The organism is Lelliottia sp. SL45, assembly GCF_026672535.1.
In the GTDB taxonomy this organism is placed as follows: domain Bacteria; phylum Pseudomonadota; class Gammaproteobacteria; order Enterobacterales; family Enterobacteriaceae; genus Enterobacter; species Enterobacter nimipressuralis.
Genome location: NZ_JAPPRH010000009.1, coordinates 35,723 through 51,291 on the forward strand (window position 1 = coordinate 35,723; position 15,569 = coordinate 51,291).

General features: G+C 44.3%; 12 protein-coding genes and 2 pseudogenes. 10 read left to right on the forward strand and 4 right to left on the reverse strand.

All coding sequences use genetic code 11. From position 1 onward, the window contains the following. Position 1: 1 nt before the first annotated feature. Complete coding sequence (locus tag OVA10_RS23340) at positions 2-625, reverse strand: helix-turn-helix domain-containing protein (protein ID WP_268196992.1); 624 nt, start codon at positions 623-625, stop codon at positions 2-4. Between the two features lie 1,134 nt (positions 626-1,759). On the opposite strand from OVA10_RS23340, the gene OVA10_RS23345 reads away from it, so the two are divergent. Both OVA10_RS23345 and OVA10_RS23350 read left to right on the forward strand, forming a co-directional pair. After that, positions 1,760-1,900 (forward strand): hypothetical protein, encoded by a 141-nt coding sequence (locus OVA10_RS23345; RefSeq protein ID WP_268196993.1) that lies wholly within the window; start codon positions 1,760-1,762, stop codon positions 1,898-1,900. Positions 1,901-2,380: 480 nt separating this feature from the next. Next, a complete protein-coding gene (locus OVA10_RS23350) occupies positions 2,381-2,902 on the forward strand; it encodes a hypothetical protein (protein WP_268196994.1) in 522 nt (173 codons plus the stop codon). Positions 2,903-3,006: 104 nt separating this feature from the next. Here OVA10_RS23350 and OVA10_RS23355 read toward each other — a convergent pair. Together OVA10_RS23355 and OVA10_RS23360 are read right to left on the reverse strand one after the other, a co-directional pair. Next, positions 3,007-3,616: pseudogene (locus tag OVA10_RS23355) on the reverse strand (IS3 family transposase); the annotation flags it as partial. Positions 3,617-3,648: 32 nt separating this feature from the next. Then, a pseudogene (locus tag OVA10_RS23360) lies at positions 3,649-4,869 on the reverse strand (IS3 family transposase). 447 nt (positions 4,870-5,316) lie between these two features. On the opposite strand from OVA10_RS23360, the gene OVA10_RS23365 reads away from it, so the two are divergent. The 7 genes from OVA10_RS23365 to OVA10_RS23395 all read left to right on the forward strand — a co-directional run bounded on the left by OVA10_RS23365 (position 5,317) and on the right by OVA10_RS23395 (position 13,840). After that, positions 5,317-5,709, forward strand: a complete 393-nt coding sequence (locus tag OVA10_RS23365) for a hypothetical protein (protein ID WP_268196995.1) — start codon at positions 5,317-5,319, stop codon at positions 5,707-5,709. Then, positions 5,706-8,027 carry an FKBP-type peptidyl-prolyl cis-trans isomerase N-terminal domain-containing protein gene (locus tag OVA10_RS23370; RefSeq protein WP_268196996.1) on the forward strand — a complete coding sequence of 774 codons (2,322 nt, stop codon included), beginning with the start codon at positions 5,706-5,708 and terminating at the stop codon, positions 8,025-8,027. Before OVA10_RS23365 ends, OVA10_RS23370 begins: the two co-directional genes overlap by 4 nt. Positions 8,028-8,274: 247 nt before the next feature. Then, on the forward strand, positions 8,275-8,799 hold the full coding sequence (locus tag OVA10_RS23375) for a fimbrial protein (protein ID WP_268196997.1): 525 nt from the start codon (positions 8,275-8,277) through the stop codon (positions 8,797-8,799). 45 nt (positions 8,800-8,844) lie between these two features. Further along, entirely contained in the window at positions 8,845-11,322 is a 2,478-nt protein-coding gene (locus tag OVA10_RS23380) for a fimbria/pilus outer membrane usher protein (protein ID WP_268196998.1), read from the forward strand. Positions 11,323-11,361: 39 nt separating this feature from the next. Beyond that, a complete protein-coding gene (locus tag OVA10_RS23385) occupies positions 11,362-12,108 on the forward strand; it encodes a fimbria/pilus periplasmic chaperone (RefSeq protein ID WP_268196999.1) in 747 nt (248 codons plus the stop codon). A gap of 57 nt (positions 12,109-12,165) precedes the next feature. Beyond that, positions 12,166-13,197, forward strand: coding sequence for a fimbrial protein (locus OVA10_RS23390; protein WP_268197000.1), 1,032 nt, complete (start codon positions 12,166-12,168; stop codon positions 13,195-13,197). A 133-nt stretch (positions 13,198-13,330) separates the two neighbouring features. Further along, positions 13,331-13,840, forward strand: coding sequence for a fimbrial protein (locus OVA10_RS23395; RefSeq protein WP_268197001.1), 510 nt, complete (start codon positions 13,331-13,333; stop codon positions 13,838-13,840). A gap of 21 nt (positions 13,841-13,861) precedes the next feature. Here the strand turns inward: OVA10_RS23395 and OVA10_RS23400 are convergent, their stop codons facing one another. Continuing rightward, the gene (locus OVA10_RS23400; protein ID WP_268197002.1) at positions 13,862-14,041 is read right to left on the reverse strand and encodes a hypothetical protein; all 180 of its coding nucleotides are present in this window, start codon (positions 14,039-14,041) and stop codon (positions 13,862-13,864) included. A gap of 338 nt (positions 14,042-14,379) precedes the next feature. On the opposite strand from OVA10_RS23400, the gene OVA10_RS23405 reads away from it, so the two are divergent. After that, positions 14,380-15,339 (forward strand): GGDEF domain-containing protein, encoded by a 960-nt coding sequence (locus OVA10_RS23405; RefSeq protein ID WP_268197003.1) that lies wholly within the window; start codon positions 14,380-14,382, stop codon positions 15,337-15,339. Positions 15,340-15,569 lie beyond the last annotated feature (230 nt).

The following is a 15,569-nucleotide window of genomic DNA, read 5'->3' on the forward strand; positions in this document are numbered from 1 at the left end:
ATTAATAATTATGTGGCAGTGTTTCTTTTTTAAGAAGCTTGCCGCGATGCATCTGTATATACTTACCAGCACTCAAATCTTTGAGTATTTTATTTAAAGAACTCCTCGATATCGCAGTCCTGTTCAGAATGAATTCAAATACCGAAGTCCTGGCGCGCTGAGTTTCATCCATTTCCCACAACATTTCCAGGTGCTGCCTGACAAGGCCATATACATTTCTGGAAGCGCAGGCCTCATCCCGTATAAAAAACATATTTGCGACATCCGATGTCACTAAATAAGCCTCTCTCCAGAGGTTTAGTTCTGCAATAACCTCAAGGCCGCGGTCGTGTCTGACAACAATCAGTTCTGCAGGCATGGTTGTTTTAAGGTAGTGATAGATACGCCCTCCAGGTAGAAGAGTCAGCCCTGAAACAACCGGCGCTCTCAGGTAAGACACAATGGTGTCATCAGATAAGCGACGAACTTCAGCATCTCCTGAACGCAGACAGTAAATAAACTGCTCCCCACGGTTGCGAAAATGAATATTTTGTTTTCCGGCAGCAGCCAGAAGATGATAACAATTCATATTCTCGAATGCATTCGTAATGATCGAAGCTGCATGTCTGGAGCAATACATATCCATAGCAATCCTCATTTCCATTATGAGATAGAGATTTAACTTATGCTTAATAAAACCATGAATATAGTGCGTGTTAACAACTTTTGAAATGAAATTTAACAAAAAGATGGTAATTGTGATGCTGAGCGCGTTTTTTTTGCAATAGAGATGCAACAATCAGAAACGAGTCTTACCACTATCAGGAAAGCTGGTAGTATTTTTTCTTTCCGGTATACAGAACGGCATAAAGTAATAACAGTTGTAAGGCTGCATGGTCTGAAACGGCTCCCGGTAATTCAGGTTACTGAAGTTCACTGTACAGCCAGTATAATTTGAATCATTTACCTGCAGAAAGCGACTTAAAGCAATGCAGTGTCCTGGTGAGACTGAAAACTTTACCGCAATACTGCGTACATTACGCAGGCTTCGATTGCGTATTACCACTCAGAGAGAGCGCCTAATAACCCCCTGTGTCAGCATAGTTGTAACCTTAATTTGAAGGGGGCTCCATCTCAGGACAACCAATACCAACTGAGATCAAAGAAGAAGATAGCGCTTATTGACTTTTACCACAATACTGTCGCCCCCGACATTCATAATACAAGTGAGTTGTCGTTCAGTGAATCAGTTGAATAAAAATGGCGATATGAGTCAGTGGAGCATCAAATTTCTTTTTTTTATTGATACGTTCTTATTATCAAAAATAAATCTGGTATAATATCGTTGCCGTCGAAGGCGCTTCGTTGAGTATAGCGTCTGTTACATAAAACGAAGGGGGATATATACGATGCTTTGTGTTATGAGGAGTAAATAATGCTTACCTAATCAGAACCAATCATCGAAATTGAGTGTTTAACACCGGGTAAACGTAACCATGGTGTCAATACAAGGCTACTTCCGACCATAAATGTAAGCGCTCGGATATTATGTCAGCAATATTCTGAGTGGCTGGTAAATATAACGAATGGAGTCATCTAAAAATATTTCCCTGTCGGTAGAAAAAACAGCATAATGAAAATGTATTAAGACAGAGATATTGCCTTGAATGACGACTGGAGCAACCATTAATTTCCGCGGAGCGAGAGTATTGTCAAAGAGGGAGATATGTAACATGCGTTCCCGCAACCTTACCAGTACTAAAAAGATGCAATGGAGCACGTGAAAAAAAGAAAAATTGAAGCCTGTGGAAATGCAAGCACGCAAAAAACAATGGCAAGATTCATTTTAGACCCTGTTAATGCATTAATTAAAGGCGAAAGACGCGCAACTCAATTATATTCAAATGGCATTAAGAACTGATACTGTGTACGTGCAGTGCGTATTTGACCTTCTGGCAAAAAAAAGCCGCACACGGTGCGGCAAAATAATTATAAAAGAGTACAAACAGGGATGGTAGTTTTACCTTCAGGTGAAACTAAGGAAAATTTAGCACGACTTGATTCTTACGTGTAAATAAATTAAATCAATCAGCATTGTAATTCTGAACAAACCACCATGGACATTGGGTTAGTCTGTAACCAGGCAATTATTGCCCTTAGGCTGAGGAGGGTTATGGAAGACAATGTGACAACCTCGTCCTTATTATAGCAATAAAAAATGATTCCCGGTTCGGTTTCTATCTGTTTTCAAACTTAAACATTGTATGCGCGTAACTTATAGTGTCTTTAAGTATGTCAAAACACAATTTTTTCAGGCTGTAGTTTACCGACTGCCATTAATTACATTGCCCCCCCCTGAAATCCAGATAAAAAGAGTATGTTACGCTATAGAGGATGACGCATGTTAGTGATATCAAATGACAGGTACTTCGTACAGGGCGTCACAGAGGCATTTAAAATGAGCAAGTCGTGTGAGCCACTAATTATTATAGATGCCGGGATAAAGTACGCCTGGGTAATGCATCAAAGTATGCTTTTTTCATCTGATTTCACGTGTCCGTTTACTTCAATGATCGGCAGTAACGCTTATAAATTTGAAAAAAACATTTCACTGAGACGGTTCATATCACAACTGACTGGCATTAAGGATCTGAACGCCGCCCCATCATATTCGAGGGTAAAAATGTCATTAACTGAGACCATGATATTCAGTATCCTCTGCTGTGGCGGCGGTACAAATACACTCCGGGCAGAGACTGGACTGAACATATCAACAGTCAGTACGTATCGAAAAAAAGTGTTGAAAAAAATGAAGTTTACCCGTTCGGTGCACGTGAGAGAAGCATGGAGTGCATGGAATGCAGCGTGGCCTGAGCTGATAGCACTGAAAAAAATTCTTCTCACTGACACAGTTGACAAGTAAAGCCCGGCGCAGGTCATGGATATTCAGAATAATCCTCATTAGGATAAACCATTGGTATTTCAGGGGGGGGGATTTACTGAATGCCTGAGTTCCCGAAGGCAAGAGCACGCTTTCGGGAACTCATCCACGCAGCTCAGGCACTTGCCCCCTGGACCGGTTGCCAGCTCAGCCATGACGAATACTTAGACAAGTTAAGATTGGGTGCTGCCGAGCGGAGCAGCGGCAGACGTTCTGTTCCCGGCCCTTTACGATGTCGTCTGTCTTTAACACTCAGGCAATTAAGGTAACAGATGCGTTAAAAGACCTTCACGCCGCAGAAGCAACCAGATACGCCTGTAACCAAAACGTTGGCGTTCAAGTGCCTGCTCTGTGATGCCTGGAGATAGGTGCGCGTCAGCAACGGGATACTGAGCAGAATAACGGCAAGTCTATACAAGGACAAGCCTGCCAGCCTGCTTGCACGACGTTGCGACAGACCAGTCGTATCACACATCAACCTCATGGGTTCCCGCTTCTGGTCTGCCGTCAGTACTTTCGCCCAGGAGCCCCCTGGATGTGTCCCCTGATATCCAGCATGGTTTCTGCCAGAGCTTATTGAGTCGGGCGTTCTCTTCATCAAGCGACTTCAGGCGCGTAACCTCGTACACATCCTGTACCGCCAAACCTCTTACGTCAGGTGTGATATGTGGCATCGGTACGGCAAAGTTCCCCGGCGGGGCGGATAGGGAGTTCTGCTGGTTTGCCCCCTATATTTCCATACCCTTTTTATCACTTAACCCATTACGGGTTCGCCGCCGCAGATATTCCCGTGGCGAACGATACCCCAGTGCACTATGAGGATGCCATTCGTTGTAATGTTCGAAGGCCTCTGCAAGATTCTTTACCGCTGTCAACGCGTCAGTTTTTGGCATGATACTGATGTGATCGCGCTTCATCGTTTTCACGATGCTCTCCGCCATCCCGTTGCTTTCCGGGCTACGTACTGCCGTATGTTTAGGCCAAGTCCTACCATTCTGGCGAACTGACGCGTCTGATAAGGACGGTAGGCTGAACCATTGCCTTTCAGCAACTCAACTGGGGATGCCGGCAGGCTGTTACCGAAGCGACGCTCCACTGCACCCGGCATGACGGCCTGCACGGTTTTACTGTCATATCCACCGGAACTGGCAGCCTAGTGCAGTGACTCGCTATCGCAACAGTCCAGCGCGAACGTGACCCGCAGTTTTTAACCGTTATTACAGCTGAACCCGAAGCCGTCAGAGCGCCATCACTGGTTACTTTCTCCAACGGCCACTTTACCTGTATGCGCCCGCTTCGATGACTGTATTTCCGGTTTACGCTCAGGCAGCAGCGCATTCTGACGCATGATGTGGTATACACGTCTGGCATTGATCATCGCCATGTCGTCAGTTTCTGATTGTCCGCACAGCAGTGCCCATACCCGGCGATAACCATAGGCGGGCAGATCGCCGATAGCGCAATGGATACTGGCCAGCTCTTCTGTATTATCAGGTTTGCGCTTGCACCGACAATCCTGCCAGTCCTTCGACAGACGGGCAATGGCATGCAGGTACGCACGTGAGATCCGGAGGCAACGACTGTAAAGGCTTATTCGCCACCCTCCGGCAACAAGTGCACTATCCACTTTTTTTGTCGGCCATATTCAACGGCTTCTTTCAAAAGCCCGTTTCCATGGTTTTCTTGCCCAACAGGCGCTGCAGCTCTTTAATTTACTTCATCGCTGATGCCAGCACCGACGCGTGCACAACCTGTTCTCCAGCGGCAACAGCTGTGAGGGTGCCTTCGTGATACTGCTTACGCCACAGGAACAGCTGACTGGCAGCAACGACATGCTGACGGGCGACGAGCGACAAGGTCACTCCGGGTTCAAAGCTTTGCTGAACAATAACGATTTTTCCCTGAACACTTTGCCGTCTGCGCTTCTCTGAACCTGAAACATCAATCATCAGGACTCCAGCGACTAGTCTAAAAACTAGTATCAAGACTATCAATAACTTAAGTGATACTAACTGTCTGGAAATTCATGTGGCCAGTCTATCGGCCATTTACTCGTCAGCCAGCTTCAGTGTGCGTAGTGCGTGGGGCAGACTACGGTCAGCTCATGCGAGCCAGCAATTGTCATTCTGTATGTAAACGCCATCAGGCCATTAAATTTTTCGGTTCATGTTCTGGGACGAGTTCATTTGTCATTGATTGTGGTTGGTTTGCTGAAGGTACACACGCCATGCGCTATTTTATCGGTATGTATATTCTTAAATGAACAATTATATTGATATGTATAGCGATAGAATAAAATTAGATGTGATGCCCGAACAGAATATAATCACAATAGCGACAAGATTGTTCAATTTTTTCCAACAAGAAAATGTCTGCCATGTAAGGTGTCTGAACCAATGTACAAATCAAAAATAGGGCATGCGCTTTTGATTCTGTGTCTGTCTGCATGCGCAGAAAATAACAATAAATCTCAAAGCCCAGAGACCGCGCCAGCAGGCTCAGCACAAGGCAAAACAGCAGATTTGCAGGCTTGTCTGAATGAAGCTGATGCCCTTGTTAAAATGAGCAATAAACACATCAATGAGGTCAATTCATTATATCGGCTCATTAAAGATGCAAAGTACTATTCTTCAATCTCTGGTAAAATATCTGAAAAAACACGTGTAACTATTACCCCATACTATGAATTCAGAGTGTATGATTTTTGTAATAAAATATCACAATCAATGTTGACTGAACTCAAATCTGGCGACTCATCTGACATGAATCGTGAGAGCAATATTAAATGAGCATGCGTGCGAAAAATGCGTTCTTACTAAGTGCACTGGTTATCATGAACGGCGAAACACTTGCGAGAAGCTCTGATGACTTTTTAAACAGCATTAATGAAATTAAGATTCCTTCAGAAAACACACCAGAACCCATCTCCTTGTCTGAATCAGAAAAGTCTCGGCACACCTCAGTCGTACCTGAAATAAGGCCGTCACACGTACAGAAAAAAACAAAAAATGAAAATTATTCACCAAAAAAAAGAACGTCCGGAAAGTTAACCAAATCCAGATCAGTGAAAAAGCAATCTTCACCTGGTTCCTCGTCAGTTGAGCAGGTAAAGGCTCAACCAGAAAGTATAAAAATCGCCCCATCTGCACAGCAGGCTTCACCAACTTTAAAAGCTGGAGACTCCGCTTCAGCGCTTAACAAAAAAATCAATGATTTGACCAGGCGTAATGAAGTGCTTGAAGCTGAACTGTCTAAGAGACTGGCACTTCAGGAGGACGCCATGAAGGCTGCTAAAGGCCACGACTCTGCGATGCCTGATCAAAAGCAAAATTCAAATAGCGTGAAGTCAATACTCAACGAAAGAATCACCACGCTAAGCCGCGAGCTTGAGAGTGTCACAGCCAAAAAAAATGCAGAACTGGCTAATTTTAAATTAAATTTCGACACGAAAATAGCCTCCCTGATGCAGGATAAGGTACAGGCAGAAAAGTCAGTGAATGCGCTGAATGAAAAAATCACCGTGCTAACCCGACGTAACAGCGAGCTTGAATCTGCGATGTCAAAGGGCATTGCAGGACAGGAAGAGTCTAAAAAACTGCTCGACGCAAAGATGGCCTCCCTGATGCAGGATAAGGCACAGGCAGAAAAGTCAGTGAATGCGCTGAATGAAAAAATCACCGTGCTAACCCGACGTAACAGCGAGCTTGAATCTGCGATGTCAAAGGGCATTGCAGGACAGGAAGAGTCTAAAAAACTGCTCGACGCAAAGATGGCCTCCCTGATGCAGGATAAGGCACAGGCAGAAAAGTCAGTGAATGCGCTGAATGAAAAAATCACCGTGCTAACCCGACGTAACAGCGAGCTTGAATCTGCGATGTCAAAGGGCATTGCAGGACAGGAAGAGTCTAAAAAACTGCTCGACGCAAAGATGGCCTCCCTGATGCAGGATAAGGCACAGGCAGAAAAGTCAGTGAATGCGCTGAATGAAAAAATCACCGTGCTAACCCGACGTAACAGCGAGCTTGAATCTGCGATGTCAAAGGGCATTGCAGGACAGGAAGAGTCTAAAAAACTGCTCGACGCAAAGATGGCCTCCCTGATGCAGGATAAGGCACAGGCAGAAAAGTCAGTGAATGCGCTGAATGAAAAAATCACCGTGCTAACCCGACGTAACAGCGAGCTTGAATCTGCGATGTCAAAGGGCATTGCAGGACAGGAAGAGTCTAAAAAACTGCTCGACGCAAAGATGGCCTCCCTGATGCAGGATAAGGCACAGGCAGAAAAGTCAGTGAATGCGCTGAATGAAAAAATCACCGTGCTAACCCGACGTAACAGCGAGCTTGAATCTGCGATGTCAAAGGGCATTGCAGGACAGGAAGAGTCTAAAAAACTGCTCGACGCAAAGATGGCCTCCCTGATGCAGGATAAGGTGCAGGCAGAAAAGTCGGTAGCAGAACTAAATGAAAAGGTTAAACTGCTGACAAAAAAAGCAGAACCTCTGGCTGCTGATTCGGGCACAGCAAAAGTAAAACTTGCAACACCAGAAGATAAATACGCATATTCACTAGGTGTGGCATTTTTCCGTAACATTCAGCAGGAGATTACACATTACAAAAGCAATCATATATCTATCGATATTAAAACAATAATGGCAGGTATTCATGATGCGCAAAGAGGTAATACTGCGTTAAAAAACAGAGAAATTGAAAATACCATTAATGAATTTAATAGCAAAATTGAAAAAGGGGTAAAGTCCGCACTATCCAGAATCAAAAAGGAAATTGCAGCCAAAAAAAGCACGAAGCTGCAGGGGAGTTTGTATCTCGTTGTCAGCAGGCAGGGTCGTGAAAAATACGGAAAGGATGAGCGAATTACTTTTGACGTTCGGGAAAGTTTATTGGACGGGAAAATACTCATGAACAGTCTTAATAACCATGTTATGTCGCAAGATGAGATGCCTGAATTCATAACAGTGGCTATAACAAAAGCCCTAAAAGGCGGTGAAGCTGTTATTTATGGACTGGCAGCTGATTTCTACTCTCCATCGGGGATCCCTAAAGGCCTTGATGCCACGACGCCTGTAAAGTTTACGATAACATTACGTTGAATTCACTAAAGCTGCCTTAATTCCTGCGCGGCACATAATCGATATAATCATTGTATATTGAAATGCCTTTTTAAAATTCGCGATAAAAATAATCAAACGAAGACAGCAATAAACTCGAAAATGACAGCGCAGATAAAAAAGCAACAGAACGCCCATAAAAACACATTTAAAAATGTATATTTGAAAAGACGTTACACGCAAGAGCACTATACAATCAATTTTCTACAAACAAATAGGAAATTTGAAAATGAAAAACACAATTATTGCCCTTGCTGTTGCAATGTCATTCGTCTCTGGCGCCTCCCAGGCAGCAGGCCAGGGTTCAGGAACAGTAACATTCACTGGTACCGTGATTGATGCGCCTTGCTCAATCGCCCCAGAGTCCGCAGATCAGACAATCGATCTGGGTCAGATTGCGCTTGCAGGTCTTTCTAACGCTACTTTCAATGGTAGCAGCACGCCAGTGCCGTTCAATATTCAGCTCAATGACTGTACTTTGGGAACAATCCAAACGTCAACCACCACATTCGCAGGCACTGCTGGCTCACCGGGTATGCTGGCGACATCAGGAACAGCCAAGGGGATCAGTGTAGGCCTGAATGAAGGCGATGGCACAGCGCTTCCTGTCGGTACTGAATCTAAAGCTTTCACGCTAGCAGAAGGCTCAAATACTCTTGAGTTCTCCGCTTACGTGCAAGGCAATGGCACTCTTGACAAACCTAAAGCTGGTGACTTCACCGCTGTTGCCACTTTCGAAATGGCTTACCAGTAACCTATAAAAAAGCACCGCACACTGTGCGGTGCATAAGAAGAATAAATGAAAATGAACAATAATCTATGCCTGAGCAAAGTATGTTTGTTAGTGATTTATTCACTCGGGCTGGCATGCTCATTTTCTGCAAAATCAGTTGCAAGTAATGTAATTACATTTAACACAGACGTTCTTAGCGACGCTGAAAAAAAATCTATCGACATATCATCATTTTCTACTTCAGGATATGTGCCGCCCGGCACCTACGACTTCAAAATAAAAATAAATAAAAATGTCGTAGACAACTTCAACGTAACATACTACCCATTTGAAGGCGAAGAAAAATCTGCGCCTTGCATGCCTATGGAGGCTGTGGAACGGATGGGGTTTAAGCAAGATACGCTGAAAATGCTGAAGCCATGGAAGAATGAAGGTTGTACAAATCTCAGCGAACTCCCCGGCTTAACCTTCAAAGCTGATATGAAAGAGGGGATCCTGTACATCACTGCGCCAAATGAATACCTGGAATACACCGATGATAACTGGGCTCCATCTTCGATGTGGGATGATGGTATTCCTGGTGCGTTTGTCGATTACAATGCAAACGCATATGCATCAAAAAGCCCTCAGGATAATAATGTAAATAGCTCGATAACCGGTTACGGGACTGTTGGTCTCAATGCAGGCCCATGGCGTGGGCGTGCTGACTGGCAGGCTAATGAAGGTACAGGGGGGCAAAAAAAGTTGCAATGGAATCAGACCTATGCTTTCAGAGCCATCGCGACAATTGGCGCAAAGCTCACCCTTGGTGGCACATTCTCATCCTCTGATGTTTTTGATTCAATAAAATTCGTCGGCCTGGGTCTCATGTCCGACGATAAAATGCTTGCGCCCAACCTAAGGGGATATGCACCTCAGGTAAACGGAGTCGCTAAAACAAACGCAAAAGTCACAGTAAGTCAGCAGAATAGGGTAATTTATGAAACTCAGGTTTCAGCTGGCCCCTTCACTATTTCTGAATTAAGCCAGGGGGTTTATGGTGACCTGGATGTTAAGGTTCAGGAGCAGGATGGTTCAGTGCAGACCTTTAAGGTCAGCACTGCAAACATACCTTACCTGTCCCGCCCCGGCTCTCTGCGATACAAAGTGTATGCGGGTAAAACAAAGGATAACGGTTCCGACCGTAATGACACGGAGTTTTCGCAGGCTGAGTTTTCATATGGGCTGAGCAATACCTGGTCACTTTACGGCGGCTCCGTGCTGAGCAAAGATTACAAGTCGCTTGCAATTGGTTTCGGTCGAGATCTGTTTGCGTTCGGTGCGCTTGCACTTGATGTTACTCAGTCCCGCGCCAGCGTTAAAAATGAAGATTATGAAGGCCGTTCCTACCGACTGAGTTACGCTAAGCGTTTCGACAGCACGGGAAGCCAGATCACGTTTGCGGGCTATCGATTCTCTGAAAAAAACTACATGTCCTTTAACGATTTTCTCAACGTTGTTAGTGCACCTGACAACGTAAGAAAAAGCAAAAATATGTACACCATTACGCTGAGCCAGCAACTTGAGCAACTTGGATTGTCACTCTATCTGCAGTACACGCGTGAAAACTACTGGAATGATGAAAAAGAAGAACGTTACAGCATGTCACTTGCGCGTAACTTCGATATTGGAAAAATGCGTGGCCTGAGTGCATACCTATCTGCATACCAGAATAAATATGGTTCATTAAATGACAACGGCGTGTCGACCTCTGTCAGTATACCGCTCGGTGACGGTGCACACGTCAGGACTGAATCTTCTGTCAATAACAACACAAGCACTTATCGCGTGGGTTATTCAGACAATCTGAAAAATGGTGATAACTACAGTTTATCGACGGGGCTGACCGGCGATAAATCAGAATCGAGCGCATTTTACAGCCACTCCGGTGATTATGCTGACATTACAACAAACGCATCTTACAGGCAGGATGAATACAGTTCTGCAGGGATGAGTATACGTGGCGGCATGACGGCCACCACCAAAGGTGCTGCATTGCACAGGACGAGAGGTGCCGGTGCATCGCGAATGCTTATTGATACAGGTGATGCATCTGACATTCCAGTGCGAGCATTTGGGGATGACGCAGAAACCAACTGGTTCGGTAAGGCCGTCGTGCCTGATGTCAGTGACTACTCCAGGACACGGCTATCAGTCAATGTGAAGAGCTTGCCTGATAATGCAGAGGTGTCTAACTCTGTCGACAATGCCTACCTGACCGAAGGTGCCATAGGTTATCGTAAGTTCAGCGTACTCGTTGGTGAAAAAATCTATGCGCTTATCAGGCTCTCAGATAACTCACAGCCACCTTTTGGTGCGGTCGTGAAAAACGAAGATGGGCAGGAAGTTGGTATGGTAAGTGACAACGGCGAAGCCTATTTATCAGGTGTCGTTCCGGGCAAGCGGATGCGCGTATTCTGGGACAGCGCAGAGCAGTGCGCTGTGCTAATACCACCGAAGCTCAATGTGACGGCTGGAAATATCCTGCTGCCATGCATCAAATAGCATAAGTAAAGAGACATTATCTGTTAGACGAGGCACTTCATGAAAAAGCACACTGAAAAGTTTTTGATTCTCCTCACCCTGATGACCGGTGAGGCCTCATCTGCTGTGGCACTTGACCGTACACGAGCAATTATTGATGGTAAGCAAAACGCGATTGTTCTTTCGGTAACAAATAAAAACAACAAACTTCCGTACCTTGCAAAAAGCTGGCTTGAGGATGCGGGGGAAAATAAGGTAACCAGTTACTTTGCTGTGACCCCTCCCCTTATTCGCCTTGACCCGGGTGAGGGGAGCCAGATAAAAATTCAGGCTCTACCGGCTTCGAAGTCACTGCCTCAGGACCGTGAGACTATGTTTTATTTTAACGTTCAGGAAATCCCACCGAAAAGTGATAAGCAGAACGTGCTGCAAATCGCCCTGCATACGAAAATTAAGACATTTTATCGACCAGAAGCACTTTACCTTGATTTGCGTGAAGCTGCAGAAGGGGAGTGGGTGGAAAAAATCAGACTCCTCAAAGAGGACGGTCACTACGTGATTGATAACCCAACCGGTTATTACCTCAACGTGAAAGCTGCCAGAGGTAAGCCAGGGGGAGCTCCTGTTGACATAACTACCGTGACCGCAGCGCCCAAAGCCAAAACAGCGATGAAAGACCCTGCGTCTAAGCTTGGTGATAGTCCTGTGCTCGTGTACATCAATGACTACGGTGGTGATAAAGAGCTTGCCTTTACCTGTTCCGGGAGTGCGTGCACTGCTAAGTTAGTTAGGGATAGCTCAAAGTAAATAGTACGTTTCCTTCGACTGCATTATAACATTAGTATCTGGTTAAATAAGGCGCTTATGAAAATGAATGTGCTGCGATTCATGATTTCGAGTGTTGTAAAAGCACCATTTTTATTAATTTTCTTCGTTTGCTCTATAAACGATGTCAAATCTCAAACTACTTTATCAGCTACCATAAGGTGGAACGTATATTCATGGTTCTCTCCTGATCCGTACCCTACAAATTGCCCTGGTTGGACGACTCAATCTGGCCCATACGGATACTATCAAACAGGAGCAGCTCCATATTGTTCTTTTCGTTCTGATGGTACGGGGAACGATAGCTGGACTTTTGGTTCGCCAGGGGTTGCGGAAATAGATTTTGGCGACGGCGTACTACCAGCTGGGGAATACATGACAAAGGTTTTCATTTGCGCTACTGCACCCGGACCTTGTAATATTACTAAAGCAAATTGGACTGCGGGCGGAGATAAATATAAACTGGATGGCACTTCGCCTTTATCGACTCAAACGATATATTCTTTTAACGCATATGCAACCCCCAATAAAGCCACTCACAGTATGTCGTTCTGTATTGCAATAGTAAATACCGTAACAAATGAAGCTTATGGAACTGGACGTGATTGGTCATGCCAAAGTTCGTTGCCTATACCAGTTGCCCCCGAATCTCAAGCTGAATGCACTATATCAAACGGCGAATCCATTGATGTTGACCTGGGTAATGTCGACGTCTCGACTCTGGAAACAAATGGCGTTAATGCAAGTGCTATTACAAAAAACGTAGACGTAGCATGCACAAATACTGAGGCGGGCGCATTCGGTGTACCAGTAACTCTCACGCTCAATTACACCACATTGTCAGGTGCTGCAATTCCATCTGTAGCAACATCAATCGGTAAGCTAGGTGTGGCGGTCAAGTACAAGGATAAGTTCCTCCAAAACGGGGTTGGGATTAATGAATTTTTCAAAATTGGAAATGAATACCTTGACTTCACCTTCATTCCGGTAAAAGCAACAGGAACCTCTACCGGAGAGCCTGTCCCGGGAGCGTTTACGGCATCCGCAACGCTGACAATGATATGGCAATAGGTGTATTCCTTCTCAGGCCGATTATTCCTTTATGTCATGCGGCCCCTCATGATTGGCTTCGCTGCAGTTCTGTTGATTCTCAACATATGCGTGCTGAAGAAACGTGAATATTTACAATATCTCCAGAGGCTTTATGAAAAAACTCTTTTTTTGGATTTTTTTTAGCGCATTTTTGACAAAAACGCCCGCGATAGCCGGAAGTGACTCGGTTGTGTTCAGTATTCACGGAGTTCTGGGCGCGTCGCCCTGCTCCCTTTCTGTTACTGACCTTAACGTGCCCCTGGAAGATGCTGACGTGACTGAGTTGCAGGGGGGGAAGGATGTTTTTGGTGCTAATTTTTTGATTCCTTTTACTTGTTCTTCCGCAGGGGCGATAGTATTTCAGTTCGACGGGAACCATCGCACTGATGCTTCGTTGCTGAATACAACGCAGCCATCTGTTGCTCTGAAAACTGAGTGCACAAACGCCTTTAATCAATATCAAAAGGTTGTTTTCGGAGATGTGTTTCAATTTGGCAACCCTATCGGCCCTGTTAACGTCGATATTAAGTGCAATGTCTTTTATAAGAAAATAACTGGCTTGCCCGATCCCTCTCCAGGCCCCGTTAACGCTTCGCTGACCATGACGATAAGCTTAATTTAAACCACTGAAGTTCAGCTGACTTTACATGGCCTTAATATTTTTAACACAATTCAAACTCACCAGTTTATCTGGTGATAAACTTATCTTTGATTTTATTGTTATATTTAAACGGTGAGTGTAATTAATCACTAAAAATTTAAATTCGCTTCTGAATTCACGTGCGCCATAAGTATTTTCGCAACTACCTGGTTGCTGATTCATTGAAATCCTCAAAATTAATACCAATACACCATTCGCTTATAATGTCCTGAAGTTATGAGACAGCGAAGGGCGGTAGCTTTATCAATCCTTAAAAATTACCATCATTGCAAGTGAGGTTCATCATTGTTGAGCCATGTATCGTTACTATTGTCGCTGTTTTATATACTGGCGCGTACGTTTTTTTGCCCTCGCCTTAATCAGCCATTTCCCACGGTGCCTATATTGATTTTTGTTATAACTTCTGCAATTTATACCTCATGTTTGCAGAACAGGATTTACCCTTATAGCGTGAATATACCCCCGCTGAATGTGAACGTTCAAATGGAGTAAAGATGTGTTTGTTAAATAACGAAGCTAACGTTATGCTTAAAAGTGAAAGCGAAATACTTTCATTTATTTTTGATAATGCTCCTGTTGGGATGGCTCTGGTCTCCCCTGAAGGTCGCTGGGAAAAGGTGAGTGACTCACTCGTAAATATGCTGGGTTACGATAAAGACTACCTGCTGTCTGTTAACTTTCAGGATATCACTCACCCTGACGATATCAGTGATAGCTTACAGAAAATGGCTTACTCTTGTGGTAATCGAAGCAGTTATCAGCTTGAAAAACGCTACAGGCTTGCATCAGGTGGCTATATCTGGGCACTCCTCAATGTCTCAATGATATTCAGTAATGAAGGGAAAATTAAATATTATATTGCACAAATACATGATATCGACAAACTGAAAAAGCGCGAACTTGAATTATTCACTCAGAAACAGACCCTTCATGAGTTGAACCAAGCTCTGGAAAAGCTCGCGACTGTAGACAGTCTCACAGGAATTGCAAACAGAAGAAAGTTCATGGAATGGTTTGAAGAGGCGATCTCACGCGCCAGATGCTACTCTACAGTTTTTTCCCTTGCTCTTGTGGATATTGATTTATTCAAATCTTACAATGACGAGTACGGGCATTATGAAGGTGATGTGGCACTCAAAGTGCTTGCCAGCGAGATGAAACGAAGCCTCAGAAAAAATGACAGAATTGCAAGATTTGGTGGGGAGGAATTTATAATCCTCCTGACGGACACCGATGAAAAAAATAGCTTTCATGCCTGCGAAAGAGTAAGGGTTAACATTGAAGGCCTGACCTGCCTTAAGCGAAAATTCACCGTTAGCATAGGTCTTGTGACATTCACCCCTGCCGAATCAGGCGGTGTCAGTTTCAGTGATTTATACAGATTTTCAGACAACTTACTATATGAAGCAAAAAAATCAGGCAGAAATATGATTAAAGGTTCTGCATTTAACTTCGCATAACAGTCTCACAGCGAGTTTTTTTAATTTTTTTGGTGATTGATTTTTATTTATTAGTGACCTGTTTCATTTTGGCTCGAGTTTATTTCAGAGGCGATAAAAAACGTTTTTTACCTCTCCCTGTCCTTATTTTTAATCCCTTAACGATAAGGGTGTCACTGAAATAATTCAGGTGTGGTTTAGTTTGTGCCAGAAAAAATAATTCGTGTGCCAATGATATTGGTCCCACATAG

What these genes read in the sequence shown, in the direction of transcription:
- OVA10_RS23340 (WP_268196992.1), bottom strand. Translation starts at nt 625, where the DNA reads ATGGATATGTATTGCTCCAGACATGCAGCTTCGATCATTACGAATGCA.
- OVA10_RS23350 (WP_268196994.1), top strand. Translation starts at nt 2,381, where the DNA reads ATGTTAGTGATATCAAATGACAGGTACTTCGTACAGGGCGTCACAGAG.
- OVA10_RS23365 (WP_268196995.1), top strand. Translation starts at nt 5,317, where the DNA reads ATGTACAAATCAAAAATAGGGCATGCGCTTTTGATTCTGTGTCTGTCT.
- OVA10_RS23370 (WP_268196996.1), top strand. Translation starts at nt 5,706, where the DNA reads ATGAGCATGCGTGCGAAAAATGCGTTCTTACTAAGTGCACTGGTTATC.
- OVA10_RS23375 (WP_268196997.1), top strand. Translation starts at nt 8,275, where the DNA reads ATGAAAAACACAATTATTGCCCTTGCTGTTGCAATGTCATTCGTCTCT.
- OVA10_RS23380 (WP_268196998.1), top strand. Translation starts at nt 8,845, where the DNA reads ATGAAAATGAACAATAATCTATGCCTGAGCAAAGTATGTTTGTTAGTG.
- OVA10_RS23385 (WP_268196999.1), top strand. Translation starts at nt 11,362, where the DNA reads ATGAAAAAGCACACTGAAAAGTTTTTGATTCTCCTCACCCTGATGACC.
- OVA10_RS23390 (WP_268197000.1), top strand. Translation starts at nt 12,166, where the DNA reads ATGAAAATGAATGTGCTGCGATTCATGATTTCGAGTGTTGTAAAAGCA.
- OVA10_RS23395 (WP_268197001.1), top strand. Translation starts at nt 13,331, where the DNA reads ATGAAAAAACTCTTTTTTTGGATTTTTTTTAGCGCATTTTTGACAAAA.
- OVA10_RS23400 (WP_268197002.1), bottom strand. Translation starts at nt 14,041, where the DNA reads ATGAATCAGCAACCAGGTAGTTGCGAAAATACTTATGGCGCACGTGAA.